This is a genomic window from Gryllotalpicola reticulitermitis (assembly GCF_042651345.1).
GTDB classification, from domain to species: Bacteria; Actinomycetota; Actinomycetes; order Actinomycetales; family Microbacteriaceae; genus Gryllotalpicola; species Gryllotalpicola reticulitermitis.
This window is the reverse complement of sequence record NZ_JBHSCN010000005.1, coordinates 1,033,702-1,050,822: the sequence shown is the minus strand read 5'-3', so window position 1 is coordinate 1,050,822 and position 17,121 is coordinate 1,033,702. Positions and strand designations below refer to the sequence as shown.

General features: G+C 70.1%; 17 protein-coding genes. 7 read left to right on the top strand and 10 right to left on the bottom strand.

Annotated features, from left to right (window positions below):
- Positions 1 to 30 precede the first annotated feature (30 nt).
- The 6 genes from hemL to hemQ all read right to left on the bottom strand — a co-directional run bounded on the left by hemL (position 31) and on the right by hemQ (position 6,256).
- Complete coding sequence (hemL, locus tag ACFOYW_RS12075) at positions 31 to 1,455, bottom strand: glutamate-1-semialdehyde 2,1-aminomutase (protein WP_390229643.1); 1,425 nt, start codon at positions 1,453 to 1,455, stop codon at positions 31 to 33.
- A gap of 80 nt (positions 1,456 to 1,535) precedes the next feature.
- Positions 1,536 to 2,516 carry a porphobilinogen synthase gene (gene hemB, locus ACFOYW_RS12070; RefSeq protein WP_390229640.1) on the bottom strand — a complete coding sequence of 327 codons (981 nt, stop codon included), beginning with the start codon at positions 2,514 to 2,516 and terminating at the stop codon, positions 1,536 to 1,538.
- 150 nt (positions 2,517 to 2,666) lie between these two features.
- A complete protein-coding gene (locus ACFOYW_RS12065; RefSeq protein WP_390229174.1) occupies positions 2,667 to 3,449 on the bottom strand; it encodes a uroporphyrinogen-III synthase in 783 nt (260 codons plus the stop codon).
- On the bottom strand, positions 3,446 to 4,411 hold the full coding sequence (gene hemC / locus ACFOYW_RS12060) for a hydroxymethylbilane synthase (RefSeq protein ID WP_390229173.1): 966 nt from the start codon (positions 4,409 to 4,411) through the stop codon (positions 3,446 to 3,448). The genes ACFOYW_RS12065 and hemC overlap by 4 nt, the downstream gene beginning before the upstream one ends.
- Before the next feature lie 55 nt (positions 4,412 to 4,466).
- Complete coding sequence (locus ACFOYW_RS12055) at positions 4,467 to 5,528, bottom strand: ferrochelatase (RefSeq protein ID WP_390229172.1); 1,062 nt, start codon at positions 5,526 to 5,528, stop codon at positions 4,467 to 4,469.
- Entirely contained in the window at positions 5,525 to 6,256 is a 732-nt protein-coding gene (gene hemQ / locus ACFOYW_RS12050; protein WP_390229171.1) for a hydrogen peroxide-dependent heme synthase, read from the bottom strand. Before hemQ ends, ACFOYW_RS12055 begins: the two co-directional genes overlap by 4 nt.
- Before the next feature lie 146 nt (positions 6,257 to 6,402).
- Between hemQ and ACFOYW_RS12045 the strand changes: the two genes are divergently transcribed.
- The gene (locus ACFOYW_RS12045) at positions 6,403 to 6,666 is read left to right on the top strand and encodes a hypothetical protein (protein ID WP_390229170.1); all 264 of its coding nucleotides are present in this window, start codon (positions 6,403 to 6,405) and stop codon (positions 6,664 to 6,666) included.
- A gap of 151 nt (positions 6,667 to 6,817) precedes the next feature.
- Here ACFOYW_RS12045 and ACFOYW_RS12040 read toward each other — a convergent pair whose 3' ends face one another.
- Positions 6,818 to 7,438: a GNAT family N-acetyltransferase gene (locus ACFOYW_RS12040; protein WP_390229169.1), complete on the bottom strand. Its 621-nt coding sequence runs from the start codon at positions 7,436 to 7,438 to the stop codon at positions 6,818 to 6,820.
- Positions 7,439 to 7,492: 54 nt separating this feature from the next.
- Positions 7,493 to 8,821 (bottom strand): glutamyl-tRNA reductase, encoded by a 1,329-nt coding sequence (locus ACFOYW_RS12035; protein WP_390229168.1) that lies wholly within the window; start codon positions 8,819 to 8,821, stop codon positions 7,493 to 7,495.
- Positions 8,822 to 8,933: 112 nt separating this feature from the next.
- Here ACFOYW_RS12035 and hemE point away from each other — a divergent pair, with 112 nt between their 5' ends.
- Genes hemE through ACFOYW_RS12010 form a run of 5 tightly spaced genes read left to right on the top strand, consistent with a single transcriptional unit; the run spans position 8,934 to position 12,677 of the window.
- A complete protein-coding gene (hemE, locus tag ACFOYW_RS12030; RefSeq protein WP_390229167.1) occupies positions 8,934 to 10,061 on the top strand; it encodes a uroporphyrinogen decarboxylase in 1,128 nt (375 codons plus the stop codon).
- The gene (hemG, locus tag ACFOYW_RS12025) at positions 10,058 to 11,578 is read left to right on the top strand and encodes a protoporphyrinogen oxidase (protein WP_390229166.1); all 1,521 of its coding nucleotides are present in this window, start codon (positions 10,058 to 10,060) and stop codon (positions 11,576 to 11,578) included. The genes hemE and hemG overlap by 4 nt, the downstream gene beginning before the upstream one ends.
- A gap of 48 nt (positions 11,579 to 11,626) precedes the next feature.
- On the top strand, positions 11,627 to 12,019 hold the full coding sequence (locus ACFOYW_RS12020) for a YtxH domain-containing protein (RefSeq protein WP_390229165.1): 393 nt from the start codon (positions 11,627 to 11,629) through the stop codon (positions 12,017 to 12,019).
- 12 nt (positions 12,020 to 12,031) lie between these two features.
- The gene (locus ACFOYW_RS12015; RefSeq protein WP_390229164.1) at positions 12,032 to 12,430 is read left to right on the top strand and encodes a phage holin family protein; all 399 of its coding nucleotides are present in this window, start codon (positions 12,032 to 12,034) and stop codon (positions 12,428 to 12,430) included.
- Entirely contained in the window at positions 12,420 to 12,677 is a 258-nt protein-coding gene (locus ACFOYW_RS12010; RefSeq protein WP_390229163.1) for a hypothetical protein, read from the top strand. The genes ACFOYW_RS12015 and ACFOYW_RS12010 overlap by 11 nt, the downstream gene beginning before the upstream one ends.
- Positions 12,678 to 12,679: 2 nt before the next feature.
- On the opposite strand, the gene ACFOYW_RS12005 is transcribed toward ACFOYW_RS12010, so the two are convergent.
- Complete coding sequence (locus tag ACFOYW_RS12005; RefSeq protein ID WP_390229162.1) at positions 12,680 to 14,068, bottom strand: glycine--tRNA ligase; 1,389 nt, start codon at positions 14,066 to 14,068, stop codon at positions 12,680 to 12,682.
- A gap of 113 nt (positions 14,069 to 14,181) precedes the next feature.
- Here ACFOYW_RS12005 and ACFOYW_RS12000 point away from each other — a divergent pair, with 113 nt between their 5' ends.
- On the top strand, positions 14,182 to 15,081 hold the full coding sequence (locus tag ACFOYW_RS12000; RefSeq protein ID WP_390229161.1) for a serine hydrolase: 900 nt from the start codon (positions 14,182 to 14,184) through the stop codon (positions 15,079 to 15,081).
- 26 nt (positions 15,082 to 15,107) lie between these two features.
- Here the strand turns inward: ACFOYW_RS12000 and ACFOYW_RS11995 are convergent, their stop codons facing one another.
- A complete protein-coding gene (locus ACFOYW_RS11995; RefSeq protein ID WP_390229160.1) occupies positions 15,108 to 17,099 on the bottom strand; it encodes a M13 family metallopeptidase in 1,992 nt (663 codons plus the stop codon).
- Positions 17,100 to 17,121: the final 22 nt, after the last annotated feature.

The following is a 17,121-nucleotide window of genomic DNA, read 5'->3' as shown; positions in this document are numbered from 1 at the left end:
ACTGTAGCGCAGCGGGCCTCCGTGCGGCAGCTAGGCGGAGGGGCGGGCGGCCCCGGCCGCCCGCGCCGCGGCCGGAAGCGCCTCGATGATGCGACCGAGCGCCTCGTCGTCGTGGGCCGCCGTCACGAACCAGGCCTCGAACACGCTCGGCGGGAGCGCCACGCCCGCATCGAGCATGGCGTGGAAGAAGGGGCCGAAGCGGAAGGAATCCTGTGCCTGCACGTCCGCATAGTCGACCGCCGGCCGCTCTGCGAACAGCACCGAAAACAGGTTGCCCGCGCGCTGGATGCTGTGTGCCACACCCTCGCGGGTGAGCGCCGCCGAGACCTCGCGCTGCAAGGTCTCGCTGGCCTGGTCGAGGCGGTCGTAAACAGTGGCGTCGGCGAGGCGCAGCGTCGCGAGGCCCGCCGCGACGGAGAGCGGATTCCCCGACAAGGTGCCCGCCTGATAGACGGGCCCGACCGGTGCGAGGTACTCCATCACCTCGCGGCGGCCGCCGATGGCCGCGAGCGGCATGCCGCCGCCGATGACCTTGCCGAAGGCGGTGAGGTCGGGCAGATAGTCCACCGCGCCCCCCGGCGTCTGCAGCGCGTCGAGGCCCCAGAACCCTCTGGCCGAAACGCGGAAGCCGGTCAGGACCTCGTCGAGGATCAGCAGCGCGCCATGCTCGTGCGCGAGCTCGGTGAGCCCGCGGTTGAACCCGGGCAGTGGCGCGACGACGCCCATGTTCGCGGCCGCCGCCTCGACGATGACGGCGGCGATCTCGCCGGAGTGCGCCTCGAACGCGGTGCGCACCGCATCCAGATCGTTGTAGGGCAGCACGAGGGTCTGGGCGGCGATCGGCTCGGGAACACCGGCTGACGCGGGCAGCGCGAGCGTCGCGACGCCCGAGCCCGCCTCGGCGAGCAGCCCATCGGAGTGACCGTGGTAGTGGCCGGCGAACTTGATCAGCAGCGGGCGCCCCGTGAATCCGCGTGCGAGCCGGATCGCCGTCATGGTCGCCTCCGTGCCCGTCGACACGAGGCGCAGCTCGTCGACGAGCCCGAGCCGCTGCGGAACGCCGCTGCCGAGCGCATCACCTCGTGGGTCATCGCGCACGTCGCCGCGCGGGATCGCGACCGACAGCCGTTCGACGACCGTCTCTGCGAGCTCGGTCTCGGCGGGGGTCGTGGCGCCGAACGAGAGGCCGCGGGCCGCGGCATCCGTCACCGCTCGAACCACCTCGGGGTGCGCGTGGCCGAGGATCGCCGGACCCCACGACGCGACGAGGTCGACGTACTCGCGGCCCTCGACGTCCGTCACGTACGCGCCACGCGCCGAGGTGAGGAAGCGAGGCGCACCGCCGACCGAGCGGTACGCGCGCACCGGCGAGTTGACGCCGCCCGGAATGACGCGGCGCGCGCGGTCGAACTGGGTCTCGTTGGTGCCGGTCGTGGTCGGCGCGGTCGTGGTCAGCGCGGTCGTGGTCACTGGAGTCGGGTTCGTCACGGATGCCTCAATCGTCGATCGGAGCTGGAGGGCTTGCCGGGCTGGTGCTACCGGTCGAGCAGTCGGGTGGCCACCTCGACCGCCCAGTACGTCAGCACGGCGTCCGCGCCGGCGCGGCGGATGCCGGTCAGGGTCTCGAGAATGGCGCGGTCGCGGTCGATCCAGCCGTTCGCGGCCGCCGCCTCGACCATCGCGTACTCACCGGAGACCTGGTAGGCCCAGACCGGGACGTCGGACACGGCGGCCACCTCGGCAAGCACATCGAGGTACGCCATCGCCGGCTTCACCATGACGATGTCGGCACCCTCGGCAAGGTCGAGCGTCGCCTCGCGCAGGCCCTCGCGGCGGTTCGCCGGGTCCTGCTGGTAGGTGCGCCGGTCGCCCTGCAGCTGGCTGTCGACCGCCTCGCGGAAGGGACCGTAGAAGGAACTCGCGTACTTGGCCGAGTAGGCGAGGATGCCGACGTCCTGAAATCCGTGCTCATCGAGAGCCTCGCGGATCACGGCGACCTGGCCGTCCATCATGCCGCTCGGTGCGACGAGATGGGCACCGGCGGAGGCCTGCGCCACTGCCATCTCGGCGTAGCGCACCAGCGTCCTGTCATTGTCGACGCGGCCGGCCTCGTCGAGCACGCCGCAGTGCCCGTGGTCGGTGAACTCGTCGAGGCACAGGTCGGTCTGAATGACGAGCGCGTCGCCGACCTCGTGCCTCGCGATCTCGGCCGCGACGTTGAGGATTCCTTCGGGATCGGTCGCGCCCGACCCCACTGCATCGTGGTGCTCGGGCACGCCGAACAGGTTCACGCCGCCGATGCCGGCCTCGGCGGCCTCACCGAGCGCCGCCTTGAACGAATCGAGCGAGTGCTGCACGACGCCGGGCATGCTTGCGATCGGCTGCGCCTCGGCCGCCCCTTCGCGGATGAACATCGGCAGGATCAGCTCGGCCGGGTGCAACCGGGTCTCGGCGACGAGCCGCCGCATGGCCGGGGTTGCGCGCAGACGGCGCGGACGAACACGGGGATGCAGCACGTCACTCACCGTTCCAGCCTATGCCGGAGTGTCTGTGAGCCGCGGGGCGGCCAGGTGCGCCGGGTGGACTCGGGTGCGCCGGACGCACGGCCGGAACGCGCACCTGGGTCCATCCGGCGCATCTGGCACAGCGGAGACGCGCCGACGGGGTCAGGCGTCGAAGCGCGCCGCGTGCACGACCGCGTCGATGAGCGAGTCGGCCGAGCGCTCGGCCGCGATGAGATTCACGTCGAGACCGTAGCTGCGCGCGTCGCTCGCGGTCTGCGGGCCGATCGCGGCGATCAGTGTTCCCTCGGGGATCGGGCCGAGCTGCGCCGCGACCTGCTCGGCGACCGAGCCCGAGGTCACGAGGATCGCGTTCACGCTGCCCGAGCGCACGTCGGCCACGATCTTCTCATCGACGGGCACGCCGACCGTGCGGTACGCGACGACGGCGTCGACGATGTGCCCCATGTCGGTCAGGCCGTTGGTGAGGGTCGGCTTCGCGATCTCGGAGCGCAGGGTCAGCACGCGCAGGCCCTCTGCCCCGCCGGTCGCCTCGCGCCACTCGGCGAGCAGTCCCTTGGCCGAGTTCTCTTCGGCGGGCACGAAGTCGACGCGGTACCCGACCGCCGCGAGCGCCGCCGCGGTCGTCTCGCCGACGGCGGCCACGCGCGTCGTCGCGGGGATCACGGCCCGGTAGCTCTGCAGGACATCGACGGTGGTAGCGCTCGTCGCGGTCACCCAGTCGTATTCGCCGGCGGCCAGTCGCTCGAGCGCACGCGTCACGGTGCCCGCGTCGGCAGCGGGCGCGAAGTTGATCATCGGCGCGATCACCGGCTGGGCGCCCTGGGCGCGCAGGTCGGCCGCGACGGTGTCGCCCCACGGGCCGCCGCGCGGCACGAGCACCCGCCACCCGGCGAGCGGTTTCTCGGCAATACGGGCTTCGGTCATGCGAGCTCCTTGGCGCCGAGCGACAGCAGCTCATCGACCGCACGCTGCGAGACCTCGGCTGCGGCGGCGAGCAGATCGGCGGCGGACTGGGAATCGAGCACCGCGGCGTGGTTCGCCGTGAGCTTCGTCGAGCCGTCGGTCGCATAGACGGATGCGGTGAGGAACAGCATGCCGTCGTCGACGATCGCGCTCGTCGCGACGGGCGCGGCGCACCCGGCCTCGAGCCCGGCCAGAACCGCGCGCTCGGCGGTGACCGTCGCGCGCGTGGTCGAATGGTTCACCTTGTCGAGGCCCTTGGCGAGCGCACGAGCGAACTCGGCTGATCGTGCGAGATCGGATGCCTCGCCCTCGCGCACCTCGATGGCGAGCGCCCCCTGGCCCGGCGCGGTGGGCCAGTCGGAGAGAGCGAAGCGCTCAGTGACGGCCTCCGCCCGATCGAGCCTGTCGACGCCCGCAGCGGCGAGGATGACCGCGTCGACGTCACCGGAGGCGACGCGCCCGATGCGCGTGTCGATGTTGCCGCGGAAGTCGGCGACGACCTCGAGGTCGGGGCGCACGGCTTTCAGCTCGGCGATGCGGCGCGGCGATCCCGTGCCGATGCGGCTGCCTGCGGGGAGCGCCTCGAGCGTGAGGCCGTCGCGGGCAACGAGCACATCACGAGCATCCGCCCGCTTCGGCGTCGCCGCAATGACCAGCCCGGGGTACGCCGCGGTCGGCAGGTCTTTCAAGGAGTGCACGACCACATCGATGTCGCCTGCGATCAGGGCCTCGCGCAGCGCCGTCGCGAAGACGCCTGTGCCGCCGAGGCTCGCGAGGTTCGCCTTCGACGTGTCGCCCTGCGTCGTCACGGTCACGAGCTCGTACTCGAGACCGGCAGCACGGCCGAGCTCGCGCGCGGCCTGTTCGCACTGCGCGAGCGCGAGCGCACTCCCCCGCGTTCCGACGCGGATCACAGCACTCATCGGGCTATCGCCCGGCACACGCCGCCGGCGGCCTCAGTGAACGTACGGCCACTACTCATCGCGCAGCTGCTTCAACCTCGAGATAAGAGCCGACGGTCTCGTGGTCGGGCCACGGGCCGAGCGGGGTGAGGTGCGGCCGCTGCTCGATCGGCACGTCGTTGAGGCGCTCTTCGATCAGGTCGACGAGGCCGGCGACGAACGCCGGGTGAACACCCGAGGTGGGAACGCGCTCGAAGCCGAACCCGGCCTCCTCGGCGCTCGCCTTCGCCTCGTTGTCGAGGTCCCAGAGGACCTCCATGTGGTCGCTCACGAAGCCGAAGGGCACGACCACGACGGCGGTCGTGCCGCCCTCGTCGTGCAGGTCGGCGATCACGTCGTTGATGTCGGGCTCGAGCCACGGCACGCGCGGGTCACCCGACCGGGACTGGTAAACGAGCTGCCACGGGATGCCCGGCGCCGCGTCGCGCGAGATGACCTCGGCGACGGCGCGGTGCTGCGCCTCGTAGGCGCCGCCATCGCCGAACTCGGGGCCCGATGCCTTGGCGGCCGCGGTCGGAATCGAGTGGGTGGAGAAGAGGATGCGAATAGCGGATGCCTCGTGCCCGGCATCCGTCAGCCGCTGCACCGCCGCCCGCGTGCCGTCGATCAGCGGCGTCACGAACCCGGGGTGGTCGAAGTACTCGCGCACCCGATCGATCGACGCGCGGTCGCTGAGGTCGTTCGCAGCGAGGGCCTTCTCGAAGTCCTCGCGGTACTGGCCGACACCCGAGTAGCTCGTGTACGCGCTCGTCACGAGGGCGAGGAGCCTGGTGTGGCCGTTCGCCGCGGCCTCGGCCACGGTGTCGGCGAAGTACGGCGCCCAGTTGCGGTTGCCCCAGTACACCGGCAGCTCGATGCCCCGCTTGGCGAGCTCGGCCTCGAGAGCACTCTTCAACGCGCGGTTCTGCGCGTTGATCGGGCTGACGCCGCCGAAGTGACGATAGTGATGGGCCACCTCTTCGAGGCGGTCGTCTGGCACACCGCGGCCGGCGGTCACATTGCGCAGGAACGGAATGACGTCGTCCTGCCCCTCAGGGCCACCGAAACTCGACAGCAGAATGGCGTTGAAATGCGTCAAATCACAACCTCCGGAATGTCCGCCGTGGCGATGCGCCGGCCGGTGAAGAACGGTACCTCTTCGCGTACGTGCAGGCGCGCCTCTGTATAGCGCAGCTCACGCATCATGTCGACGAGGTCCGACAGCTCGTCGGCCTCCATCGGCAGCAGCCACTCGTAGTCGCCGAGCGCGAACGCGGCGACCGTGTTGGCCAGCACCCCGGTGAAGGCCGCACCCTTGCGACCGTGATCGGCGAGCATGCGGCGCCGGTCGTCATCGGGAAGCAGGTACCAGTCGTAGCTGCGGTTGAAGGGGTAGACCGTGATCCACTGCTTGGCGTCCTTGCCGCGGAGGAATCCCGGAATGTGGGCCTTGTTGAACTCGGCGGCGCGGTGGACGCCCATGGCGTTCCACGTCGGGAGCAGGTCCTTGAGCAGAGCGGTGCGACGCAGTTCGCGCGCAACGGCCTGCAGCTCTTCGGGGGCAGGCCCCCAGATCCAGAACATCAGATCGGCGTCGGCCTTGAGACCCGACACGTCATAGAAGCCGCGCACGGTCACGCCGCGATCTGCGGCCCGGGCGACGGCGTCGTCGAGTTCGGCGGCATCGGCGGCAGATGCTGCGGAAGGGTGCCGCGGATCACGACGCAGCACGACCCAGAGTGTGTAGCCATCGGGCTGCGCGTTCGGGTCTGATGCGTCGGCGACGGAAGGAGCGGATGCCGCCCCCGGTGCTGCCGAGTTCGTCATGGCCTCCAGTCTCACCCGCAGAGGGCCTTGCGCAAAAATCGGGAAGCGTTTAGGGGCGTCACATTCAGGTAACTCTGTGTGTGCGTTCGGCTCCGTCGGGGCATTCATCGAATAAATGCACGTATCTGCGCGTTAGTGAAAGTGTTATGACCTCGGAACGTACCCCTCGTCCGACGGCCCGTCGGAGCCGTCGGCGCAAGAACATCGAATTCGTCGAGCATCTGAGCGGCCAGGAGCAGATGCTGCTCACCTTCCCGTGGAGCAGGAATCTGACGCCGCCGGAGCGGGAAGAGTTCGCGGAAGCGCTCGCGCACCACCCCAGCTCGTTCAGCAATGCCCAGCTGGAGGCGCTGATCGTCTCGTGGAAGCATCGCGCCGAGCGCTCGGTCGCCACGCGCCGCGCCGCTTAGCCCCTGGCCGCGCAGACCTGAGCCGCGCGGACCCGTGGCCGTCAGACCGGACTCGCGCTACAGGTACAGCATGGCGCGCCAGGTACGCGAGGCGCGCGGTGCCGTAGCTGTAGCGCAACGGACACGCGAGGTCACGTGAGGTCACGCGAGGTCAGGCGCGAGCGGCCCACTCCGCCGCGGTGATGGCGTAGATGGCGACGTCGTGCCATTCGCCGTCGACGATCTCGCGCTCTTTCAGCAGCGCCTCCTGCCGCATGCCGTGAATACCGCACAGGCGAGCGGATGCCTCGTTCCGCGCGTCGAGTTCGGCATAGACACGGTGCGCGCCGAGCTGCCCGAAGGCGAGGTCGAACACGGCCTTGGTGGCCTCAGTGGCGAGGCCGCGCCCGTGGATCGCGGGGTGGAAGACCCAGCCGATCTCGAACTGTGCATTGCGAATGCTCTTGGCGAAGAGCGCCACGTCGCCGATCTCGCCGCCCTGCGAGCCATCGGCCTTCTTGAACTCGACCGCCCAGGCGAGACCGTCGCCCTTGGCGGTGATGCGCGAGGTGGTGACCAGGCGCTTGGAGACCCGGCCCTCGCTCTGCTCGTCGTCGTGGTCGCGCACCTCCCAGCGGAGGTACTTGACGACCTTCTTCGCGAGCGCGAAGTCGCTGTGCGCCGCGGTGGCCTCGTCGATCGTGAGGGGCCGCAGGACGAGACGGTCGGTGGTGACGATGCAGGCGTCGAACGGAACGGTCGCCGGCGAAGGCTGGTCGACGATGTCGGTCATGGCTGTGGTCCCCTCCCCGATGGGCCGGGCCCTACACCCTACCCACGACTCAGCCTAGGCGGTTTCGCGACCGTGCTCCGCCACGTTGCCTTCCGCAACGAACGGCTCCGCGGCCGGCCGCGCTGGGGTCGCAGCGTCGACACCGAAGACGGCCTCGACACCCTCGACGAACGCCTGCGCATCACCGTCGCGCGCCAGCTCTCGGGCCTTGACGCTGGGGGTGTGCAGCATGACGCCCACGAGGTGGCGCAGGGCGCGCTCGATGTCACCGGATGCGTCGCGCTTCGAGTTGCGCGCGATCTCCGCCTCGAGCTGGCCGAAGACGTGCTTGCGGAGCGCGACCAGGGCGGGCTCGACCTCACGCTCGGCGGACTTCGCGGCGAACTCGGCGGCGGCCGCGCCGACGATGTTGCGCGCGTCGTCAGTGGCGTTGAGCTCTTCGAGCGGGGCGTGCAGCGAGATGGTCTCGAGGTCGAGCAGCTCGACCCGCTGGACCTCGGCGACGGCCGGCTCGACGTTGCGCGGCAAGCCGAGGTCGACGATGAGCAATGGCGCCTCGGACGAGGAATCCGCGCCATCGCCCCCGACCGCCTCGTCGACGATCGCGCGCGTCACGACGACCTCGGGTGAGACGGTGCAGGTGATGACGAGATCGGCGTCGGCGATGGCCTCGGCAAGACCCTCTACCGGCACGGGCTCGATCGCGTGCTTGAGCGCGAACACTTCGGCGCGCCCGGTGCGGCTCCACACGGAGACGTCGGACACTCCGCGGTCGCGCAGTGCGGCGAGCGAAGCCCGCGCGTAGCGGCCGGTGCCGACGAGCACGACGCGCACCTGCGACCAGTCCGCGAAGCGGCTCTCGGCGAGGTCGAGCGCGAGACGCACCATCGACCGGCCCTGGGTCATCAGCCCGGTGGAGTTCTTGACGCCGCGGCTCGTACGGCTCGCGACCTGGAACAGGCGCTCGAGGTCGTGGGTGACGGCACCCGCGTGCCGGGCGCTCGTGTAAGCGCGGCGTACCTGGCCCGCGATCTCGCCCTCGCCGACGACGACGGACTCGAGGCCGCTGGACACGGAGAAGAGGTGGCCGGCGACAGCGTCGCCCGCGATCAGTTCGCTGCTCGTGGTGAGCTCGGCCGAGGCGACGCCGGCGGCATCGCTGACCAGCTCGATGAGGCCGGCAGCGGCCTGCTCGCGCAGTTCGAGGGCGTCGAGATCGACGTCGAGATAGGCCTCGAACCGGTTGCAGGTCGCGAGAACGACCGAGCCCTTGACAGCGGGCTTGGTGCGGATCGCCTCGGTGACGGCCTGCGCACCGCGCTCAAGGCGGTCGAGCAGGTCGAATCCCGCGGTGCGGTGACTCGAAGTGAAGCAGAACAGCACGAACGTGGATTCTACGTTGCTTGCCTATGAAACGGCCGCGGCCCGTCCCCGCGCGCGGGCCGTGCGCCCGCTCCCAGCATGCGCTGGGACGTGCCTCTGGAAGAATCGGCTCGTGACCTCCGCTGCGCCCGTCGCTCCTCTTATCTCCGCATATCGAGGGGTGCGCCCTGCGACCACTCCAGTGTGGTTCATGCGGCAGGCGGGCCGGTCGCTGCCCGAGTACCGCGAGCTGCGCATCGGCCACTCGATGCTCGACGCGTGCCTCGAGCCCGAGCTCGCGGCCGAGATCACCCTGCAGCCGGTCCGTCGGCACGGCGTCGACGCGGCCATCTTCTTCAGCGACATCGTGATCCCGCTCAAGCTCGCGGGCGTCGGTGTCGAGATCGTCGCCGGGCGCGGTCCCGTTTTCGAGAAGCCAGTGCGAACGGCGGCGGATGTCGCGGCGCTGCCGACCCTCACCGTCGACGATCTCGCGCCCGTGGCGGCCGGCGTCGCCCGCACGGTCGAGGGGCTGAGGGCGATCGGCGACGGCACGACCCCGCTGATCGGCTTCGCCGGAGCGCCGTTCACGCTGGCGGCGTACCTCGTCGAGGGCGGCCCGTCGAAGGAGCACCTCGCGGCTCGCACGCTCATGCACGCCGACCCCGACGCGTGGGCGGCGCTGATGGCATGGGCGGCGGATGCTTCGGGGCTGTTCCTGCGCGCCCAGGTGCTCGCCGGAGCCTCGGCCGTGCAGCTGTTCGACTCGTGGGCCGGCTCGGTCTCGCTGGCGGACTACGTGACCCGCGTCGCGCCGGCGTCTGCGCGGGCGCTCGGCCACGTCGCCGATCTCCATGTCGAGGTTCCCGGCGAGCCGGCGGCGCGCGGCGACCAGGCCGGGGACCAGGCCGGGGACCAGAAGGTCAGCATTCCGGTGCCGAAGGTGCACTTCGGCGTCGGCACCGGCGAACTGCTGCCCGCCATGCGCGACGTGGGCGCCGACGTGGTCGGCGTCGACTGGCGGATTCCCCTCGATGAGGCCGTCCGCCGCCTCGGAGGCGCCGTGCCCGTACAGGGCAACATCGACCCCGCACTGCTCGCGGCACCGTGGCCCGTGCTCGAGGCGCACCTTCGCGACGTGCTCGCGCGCGCCGCGGCCGCACCGGCGCACGTGCTCAACCTCGGCCACGGCGTGCCGCCCGAGACCGACCCAGGCGTCCTCACCCGCATCGTCGACTTCGTGCACGGACTGACCCAGTGACCGACGAACACGACGCACGCGACGCGCTCGCTGGGCTGATCAATGACGACCCGACGCGCATCGTGGTGATCGGCGGCGGCCTCGGGGGGCTGGTCGCGGCGCGCGATCTCGCGCGCCCGGGCTTCGAGGTGACGCTGCTCGAGGCATCCGATCGGCTGGGCGGGTCGGTGCAGCGCATCGATCTCGCGCTAAGCGACGGCAGCGCGCTCACCGTCGACGCCGGCGCCGAGAGCTTCGCGACCCGCGGCGGTCACGTGGCGACGTTCCTCGAGGAGCTGCACCTGAGCGGCGAGGTCGTGCAGCCGAATCCCGCCGGAGCGTGGCTGCAGCTGCCGGGCAAGGCGATCCCGATGCCGAAGGGCGGCATGCTCGGCATTCCGGTGTCGCCGCTGTCGAGCGAGGTGATCGGCGCGATCGGCTGGCCAGGGGCGCTGCGCGCCTACCTCGACCGTCTCCTGCCGCCGATGCGGATCGGGCAGGAGCACAACCTCGGCCGCCTCGTGCGCCGGCGCATGGGACGCGCCGTGCTCGAGAACCTCGTCGCGCCGGTGACGACGGGTGTCTATTCCGCCGCACCGGATCAGCTCGACGTGGCCATCGCCGCCCCCGGGCTGAACCCGGCGCTGACCCGCACCGGCTCGCTGTCCGGCGCCGTGGCCGAGCTGCGCGCGGGCGGCCCGTCGCGGGCCGGGTCGGCCGTCGGCGGCCTCGACGGCGGCATGTGGCGGCTCGCCGAGGCGGTCGCGACGGATGCCTCGCGCCGCGGCGCCGTGGTGCGCACCGGCGCGCGCGTCACCGGCCTCTCGCTCGGTGAGGGCGGCACCCGCTACCTCGTACAGGTCGAGGGCGATCCCGCGCCGATCGAGGCCGACGCGGTGCTCGTCGATGCTCCGTCCGCCGAAGCGCTGCCGTTGCTGGCATACGTGTCGCCCGAGCTCGACGCTCTCGCTCGCGCCGACTGGCCGGAGGCGACCAGCGTCGAGCTCGTCACGCTCGTGCTCGACGCCCCTGCGCTCGACGCCGCGCCGCGCGGCACGGGCCTGCTCGTCTCCGACCGCGTCGACCCTGCGTTCGTCACGGCGAAGGCGATGACCCACATGACCGCCAAGTGGTCGTGGCTCGCCGAGCGGCTGCCGGACGGCCGGCATGTGCTGCGCCTCTCCTATGGCCGCGCGGGCCGCGTGAACGAGAGCACGACGCTGTCCGACTCGGAGCTGCGCACCCGCGCGCTGGCGGATGCGTCGGCGCTCACCAACATTCCGCTCACGGAATCCCAACTCGTCGGTTTCGCGCGGGTGAGCTGGCGCAATGCGCAGCCCCTCGCAGCAGTCGGACAGCGCGAACGGCTCGCCGCACTTCAGTCCGCGGTCGAATCCACTGTTGGACTCGAGGTGACTGGCGGCTGGATTGCGGGTACCGGTATGGCATCCGTCATTCCGCACGCGAGGGAGGCGGCGGCGCGGCTGCGTGGGCTACGCTGGCGAAAGCTGACCGAAACCAAGTCGCGAACCGATTGACGAGCGACCGTCACCTGACGGCTGAGATCAGAGGATCACGGGGGTGTCATGATGAAGGGCAGACTGCTTTTCGCGGTAGGACTAGCCGCCGGGTACGTGCTCGGAGCACGTGCCGGGCGTAAGCGGTATGACCAGATCGCGGCCGCGACCAACAAGGTCTGGCAGAGCGAGGGCATCCAGAAGCAGGTCCACGCCGCCGAGGACTACGTCGCCGAGAAGATCGGAGATATTCCCGGCGCGGTATTCGACGGGGCTCGCAAGGCGGCGACCGGCGCGATCAACGCGGTCCAGGCGAGGACGACCGGCAAGAGCACGAACGGCCGCGTCTACGGCACGTCCGGCGCTCCCGCTGCGAAGGCGACCCAGGTCGCCGCGGCACGCGCTGCCGCGGCCGAAGCCGCAGCGGAGACCGATTCGACGTCCGAACCGCTCAACGGCTAGCGGCGCGAGAACATGGCACAAGGGGCACGTTCTCTTCCGGAGCTCGTCAGCGAGCTGCCGCAGCTGTTCATCGCGCTTCTGCGCGCGGAGCTCAACCAGCTCAAGGCCGAGCTCATCGCGAAGGCCAAGGTCGCCGGCATCGGCATCGGCCTGCTGCTCGGGGCCGCGGTCATCGGGCTCCTGCTCGTTCCGGTGCTGATCACCGCCGCGATCCTGGCGTTCTGCCTGATCGTGCCGCCCTGGGCGGCGGCGCTGATCGTCGCAGGCATCCTGCTCATCATCATCATCGTGCTGGTGCTGATCGGCATCCGCTTCCTGAAGCGCATCGGCTCGGCCACGCCGAAGCAGACGATCACGAGCATCAAGAGCGACGTCGACGCCGTCAAGGGAGTGGGCGACTATGACTACTGAGCACCAGCCCCCGCGCGACGCCGCGCGACCGCAGCAGAGCGACCTGCCGCGCGAGACCGAGGTCGAGCGCGCACGCGCCGAGCTCGTCTCGGCTCTTCAGGAGTTCGAAGACAAGATCAACTTCCCGAAGCGGATTCGCCGCATGTGGGACGAGGAGCCGGCCAAGGTCTACTCGGCCATCGGCGTGGTCGGCGCGGCCATCGGCGGCGCAGTCACGCTGATCGTGGCCCTGCGCCGCCGCCACTAGGCTCAGGCGCCGGCCAGGCGCTCCGCCAGGTAGGCGCGCAGGCCGGCGACCGGAATGCGCTCCTGCTGCATCGTGTCGCGGTCGCGGACCGTCACCGCGTCGTCCTCGAGGGAATCGAAGTCGACCGTCACGCAGTACGGCGTTCCGATCTCGTCCTGCCGGCGGTAGCGGCGACCGATCGCCTGCGTCTCGTCGTAGTCGACGTTCCACTCGCCGCGCAACTCGTCGGCGATGCGCTGGGCCAGCGGCGTCAGCGTCTCCTTCTTCGACAGCGGCAGCACGGCCACCTTGAACGGCGCGAGGCGCGGGTCGAGGCGCAGCACGGTTCGCGTCTCGGTGCCGCCCTTCGCCGTCGGCACCTCCTCCTCGTCGTACGCCGAGAGCAGGAACGCCATCAGCGAGCGGGTCAGTCCGAACGACGGCTCGATGACGTAGGGCGTCCAGCGCTCGTTGCTCGTCGGGTCGAAGTACGACAGGTCACGGCCGGACACACCCGCGTGGCTCTTCAGGTCGAAGTCGGTGCGGTTCGCGATGCCCATGAGCTCGCCCCACGGCTCGTTCTCGAAGCCGAAGTCGTACTCGACATCGATCGTGCGGTCGCTGTAGTGCGCACGATCGCCGTCGGGAACGTCGAAGAGACGGATGCTGTCGCGCGAGACCCCGAGGTCGACGAACCAGTTCACGCACGCCTCGACCCACTTGTCGAACCACTCCGGTGCTTCGGTCGGCGGCACGAAGAACTCGATCTCCATCTGCTCGAACTCGCGGGTACGGAAGATGAAGTTGCCCGGAGTGATCTCGTTGCGGAACGCCTTGCCGATCTGGCCGACGCCGAACGGCGGCTTCTTGCGGCTCGTCTGCAGCACGTTGAGGAAGTTCGTGAAGATGCCCTGCGCGGTCTCGGGCCGCAGGTACGCGAGACCCGACTCGTCTTCCACGACACCGAGGTAGGTCTTCAGCATGCCGTTGAACTGGCGGATCGGGGTCCACTGCCCGACGACCTTAGGGTTGTCGGGGTCGGGAACGTCGTCGAGACCATTGACGGGCGGGTGACCGTGCTCCTTCTCGTACGCGTCGAACAGGTGGTCGGCGCGGTAGCGCTTGTGCGTCACGAGCGACTCGGTGAGCGGGTCGTTGAAGGTGGCGAGGTGACCGGAGGCCTGCCACGTCTTCGGCGGCAGGATGACCGACGAGTCGAGGCCCACCATGTCACCGCGGCCACGCACAAAGGTCTTCCACCACTGCCGCTTGATGTTCTCTTTCAGCTCGACGCCGAGGGGGCCGTAGTCCCACGCCGAGCGCGTTCCGCCGTAGATCTCGCCCGACTGGAACACGAAGCCACGGTGCTGCGCGAGGGCGATGACGGACTCGAGGCGGGACTGTTCTGCCATGGAAGCGGTCTCCTGGAGGGGATTGCGAGAGGGGGATCCGGTCAATCCTACTTGGCGCCCAGAGAGCAGCTTCGGGCGCCCGCCACGGGCGCAGGTCCATTTATGCTTTCAGGGTGAAATCGACCGCGGAGCGCCGTGCGCGGCACGCCTCCGCGTCGCAGGGGCGACACCGCGGCGAGACGACGTCGGACAGCTTCGAGCGGGGCTTCGCGGCCCTGGCGGAGCTGGCGCTCGCGGGGGTGCAGGTCTCGGCACGGGCCGTCGATCTGGCATCCGATCGCGTTCTGCTGTCCGTCGACGACCACGTCGTGATGCCGACCGCATCGATCGGGAAGGTGCTGCTGCTCATCGAGGTTGCCGCGCAACTCGAGCAGCGGCAGTCGGCCGGATTCACCCTGCTTGACCGCGAGACGCGCGACGCGGTCGGCGAGTCCGGCGTGTGGCAGCACCTCGCGGTGCCCTCCCTGCCGATCGCCGACCTCGCCGCGCTCGTCGGGGCCGCCAGCGACAACCTCGCCACCAACGTGCTGCTGCGCCGCATCGGGCTCGACGCGGTCAGCGCGCGCACCGAGCAGCTCGGCCTGACCCGCACCGCGCTGCTCGACCTCGTGCGGAACCACCGCGGGCCTGACGACGCGCCGCAGCTGTCCGTCGGCTCGGCCGCGGAGCTCACCTGGCTGTTCGGCGCCCTCGCCCGCGGCAGCGTCGTCGACCGCGATGTCAGCGAGCGCGTCGTGCAATGGCTCTCGCTCAATGCCGACGTCACGCTGGTCGCGGGCGCCTTCGGGCTGGATCCGTTCGCGCACCGCGGCGCGGATCACGGCATCATGCTCATCAACAAGACCGGCGCCGACGTCGGCGTGCGCAGCGAGGTCGGCGTGCTGCGCGGTCCGCGCGCCGGAGTCGTCTATGCCGTCTCGATGTACTTCGACGACTCCGAACTCTCGTCGCGGCTGCGCGTCGTCGAGGGCATGCGCACGATCGGCCTCGACCTGCTCGAGTACGTGTACTGAGTTGGTCGTTACGGGGCTACCCCGCGCTACCAGATCGTGACGCGGCTCGCCTCGGGCAGGTACAGAGCATCGCTCTCGTGCACGTCGAAGGCCTCGTAGAACCCGGCGATGTTGCGCACGATCTGGTTGCAGCGGAACTCGTTGGGCGAGTGCGGGTCGATCGTCAACAGACGGATGACTTCGGCATCGCGCCCCTTCTGCTGCCAGGCCTGAGCCCAGGAGAGGAAGAACCGCTGCGCGCCGGTCAGACCGTCGATCACCGGGGGCTGCGCGCCGCCGAGCGAGCGCACGTAGGCCTTCCACGCGATGCCGAGGCCGCCCAGGTCGCCGATGTTCTCACCGATGGTGAGCGCGCCGTTGACGTGCGGCGAGCCGGCCGGAAGCTGCGCGGGCGTGAGCGCGTCGTACTGCGCGATCAGCGCCCCGGTCAGCTTCTCGAACGCGGCGCGGTCAGCATCCGTCCACCACGACACGAGTCGGCCGTCACCGTCGAACTTCGAGCCCTGGTCGTCGAATCCGTGCCCGATCTCGTGCCCGATGACCGCGCCGATGGCGCCGTAGTCGGCCGCCGCGTCACGATTCGGGTCGAAGAACGGGTACTGCAGGATGGCTGCCGGGAACACGATCTCGTTGAAGCCCGGGTTGTAGTACGCGTTGATCGTCTGCGGCGTCATGAACCACTCATCGCGGTCGATCGGCTTGCCGATCTTCGCCAGTTCGCGGTTGAACTCGAAGGCCGCGATGGCACGCACGTTGCCGATCAGGTTCGCGGGGTCGACCGCGAGCTTCGAGTAGTCGCGCCACTTCGCCGGGTAGCCGATCTTGGGCGTGAACTTCTGGAGCTTCTCGAGCGCGCGCTTCTTGGTGTCCTCCCCCATCCACGGCAGCGAGCGGATGCTGTCGCGGTACGCCGCGATCACGTTCGCAACGAGGGCGTCCATCTGCGACTTGGACTGCTCAGGGAAGTGCCGCGCGACATACTCGCGACCGACCGCCTCGCCCATGCCGCCCTCGACGAACGACACTCCGCGCTTCCACCGCTCGCGGATCTGCGGGGTGCCCGTCAGCGTGTGGCCGTAGAAGTCGAAGTTCGCGTGCACGAAATCCGAGCTGAGGTACGGCGCCCGCGCGTGGATCGCCTGCCACGCGAGCCAGTCCTTCCACGCGGGAAGGTGCTTGACCGTGAGCAGGCTCGCGAGCCCGACGGTGAACGACGGCTGCCGCAGCACGAGCTCGCGGAACGTGCCGTGGGGCGCCTTGAGCGCGTCGCGCCACACCTGGAGGTCGGCGCCGTCCCCGGCGGCGAGCGCCGCGAGGGCATCCCACTTGTAGAGGTTGTAGGTCTTCTCGCTGTCGCGCGACTTGACGTTGTCCCAGTGGTGCTTGGCGAGCTGGGTCTCGAGTGCGAAGACGTTCTCGGCCCTGCGTGCCGCATCCGCCAGCCCGGCGAACTCGAACATCGACTGCACGTGCGTGACGAACGCGCGACGCACGCCCGCGAAGGTCTCGTCCCGGTAGTAGCTCTCGTCGGGCAGCGAGAGGCCGCCCTGCTCGAAGAACACCAGGTAGCGCGTGGGGTCGCCCGGGTCATTGTCGACGAATAGCTGATAGAAGCCGCCGACGCCGATGCGCTCGAAGTGCGCGAGCGTCTCGAGGAACTGCGGGATCGAGTGCACGTTGTCGACCATCGCGAGAGAGCTCGACAACGGGCGCGCGCCGAGCTCCTCGATGCGCTCGGTGTCCATGAAGCTCGTGAACAGGTCGCCGATCTTGCGGGCCTCGGTGCCGACGGCCGCGCTCTGCGACTCGTCGATGATGGTGCGCACCGCCTTCTCGGCTTCTTCCGCGAGCTGGTAGAAGCTGCCCCAGCGCGCCTTGTCGGCGGGGATCTCGGTGCGCTCGAGCCACTTGCCGTTGACGTGCCGGAACAGGTCGTCCTGCGGACGTGTCTGCGGGTCGAGTTCGTCGAGGGTGATGCCGGACGCCGCGGCGACGGCGGGGGCGGATGACTCGGTCATTCACCCCACACTAGCGACGCGG

Excerpts from the sequence above, each read along its gene's own strand:
- ACFOYW_RS12065 (WP_390229174.1), bottom strand. The coding sequence starts at position 3,449 with ATGACCGAAGCCCGTATTGCCGAGAAACCGCTCGCCGGGTGGCGGGTG.
- hemC (WP_390229173.1), bottom strand. The coding sequence starts at position 4,411 with ATGAGTGCTGTGATCCGCGTCGGAACGCGGGGGAGTGCGCTCGCGCTC.
- hemQ (WP_390229171.1), bottom strand. The coding sequence starts at position 6,256 with ATGACGAACTCGGCAGCACCGGGGGCGGCATCCGCTCCTTCCGTCGCC.
- ACFOYW_RS12045 (WP_390229170.1), top strand. The coding sequence starts at position 6,403 with ATGACCTCGGAACGTACCCCTCGTCCGACGGCCCGTCGGAGCCGTCGG.
- ACFOYW_RS12040 (WP_390229169.1), bottom strand. The coding sequence starts at position 7,438 with ATGACCGACATCGTCGACCAGCCTTCGCCGGCGACCGTTCCGTTCGAC.
- ACFOYW_RS12020 (WP_390229165.1), top strand. The coding sequence starts at position 11,627 with ATGATGAAGGGCAGACTGCTTTTCGCGGTAGGACTAGCCGCCGGGTAC.
- ACFOYW_RS12015 (WP_390229164.1), top strand. The coding sequence starts at position 12,032 with ATGGCACAAGGGGCACGTTCTCTTCCGGAGCTCGTCAGCGAGCTGCCG.
- ACFOYW_RS12010 (WP_390229163.1), top strand. The coding sequence starts at position 12,420 with ATGACTACTGAGCACCAGCCCCCGCGCGACGCCGCGCGACCGCAGCAG.
- ACFOYW_RS12005 (WP_390229162.1), bottom strand. The coding sequence starts at position 14,068 with ATGGCAGAACAGTCCCGCCTCGAGTCCGTCATCGCCCTCGCGCAGCAC.
- ACFOYW_RS11995 (WP_390229160.1), bottom strand. The coding sequence starts at position 17,099 with ATGACCGAGTCATCCGCCCCCGCCGTCGCCGCGGCGTCCGGCATCACC.